Annotated in this window: 1 protein-coding gene; it reads right to left on the bottom strand. The window is 56.4% G+C overall.

The features are described from left to right. The coding region (locus tag HMPREF2896_RS12865) for a hypothetical protein (protein WP_168165693.1) at positions 1–1,485 on the bottom strand (1,485 nt) is incomplete at its 5' end.

The raw sequence follows: 1,485 nt of genomic DNA, 5'->3' as shown, positions 1-1,485 counted from the left end.
TTACTTGGAGGAACCGTTAGAGGAACCTGCACCCGGCGCACAAGCATCTGCGATAAGGCCGATAGCCAGAGCACCAGCAGCAATCAGAGCCACAGCGCCAGCAGCCTGCTGGTGGTCAACACCGAAACGCTTCAGCTGCGCATCGATGCCAGCCATCTTGCCAGCCAGCGGACCGTTGAACACACCAGCCTGCTTCTGCAGCTGAGTATTCAGATCCCGAATCTGCTTGTTAATCGGAGCAACAAAGTCCGACAGACCCGGAATGTTCATCTGGGAAGCCAGACCAACCGGAATCAGGAACAGCAGCGGGATACCAACACCCAAACCAGTGTTAATGCAACGCTGGTTCGGCTTCGAAGACAGGTCAGAGGAACCGGACCCGTCGGAAGAGCCGTTGCCTTCCGGCTCGGTGATCTTGATGTCAATCTCACCGACCTTGTTCTTGTCCTTGTCCTTGACAACAACGGTCGCATCCTGCGGGTCAGTGCCCTTCGGGACGGTCACCGTGATCTCACCGGTGTTCGGGTCAATCTCAACGGTCGCATCCTTAATCGGGTTGCCGTCCTCGCCGATAACCTCACCATTCATACCGTCAGTCGGGTTCTTGACCTTGTCATCCAGCTTCTTGGACTCACCGTCAGCCGGGACCTCATCGATCTTCGAACCCTTATCGATGCTCGGGCCCTCAGATTCCGTACCCGGCTTAGAGTTCTCATCCGCAGGGTTAGTACCCTTCTCGATTTCCTCCTTGTTGGAGGTGCCGTCGCCATCGAAGTCACCGTCCGGATCCAGCAAGGACTTACCGTCCTTACCAACCAAGTCGAAGCCAGCGGTTGCCGAGTTCTTAGAGTCATCCTCGTAGGTGAAGTCAACCTCTACCGACGGACGAACATACGGAGTGAAGATCTCCTTGAACTTCTCCCAGCTGCTATCAATCTCCGGCAGCTTAGAGTCGATCTTCTCGCCGACCTTCTCGTAAGTCGGAGCCGTTGCCGTGACCACACCGGAATCCTTGGCAGTGTCAAAGGTCCAATCCTCAGCGCCCTCAGACGGCTTACCCGTTGCGTCCTTCACAGGAACATCGGTCTTACCCTCAAACGGATCAGACTGCTCAGATGCACCAGCCTCGACGTTCTTACGATCACCGTAGTTCGGAACATTGTTGCCTGCGTCAGTGTCCGGATCAACGATCTTGACATCAATCTCACCGACTGGGTTGCCCTCACCATCAGTGATGACAACCTTGCCATCCTGCGGATCAGTGCCCTCCGGCACCGTCACCTTAACGTTGCCATTCTCATCGATCTCAACCTTAGAGCCCGGGATCTCATTGCCGTCCTTATCGACCAGCTTGCCCGTCTCATCGCCCTTCGGGTTCTCAACCTTGCCAACCGGGTGCTCGCCACCGTCAGCCGGAACCGTGGTGCTCTCACCAGGCGTGACAACCGGGGACTCCGGCTTCTTGTCCGAGTTGTTGTCGTCACG

The organism is Corynebacterium sp. HMSC069E04 (genome assembly GCF_001813175.1).
Lineage (GTDB): Bacteria > Actinomycetota > Actinomycetes > Mycobacteriales > Mycobacteriaceae > Corynebacterium > Corynebacterium aurimucosum.
Note: the sequence above shows the minus strand (reverse complement) of the source record. Positions and strands in the feature narration are given on the sequence as shown.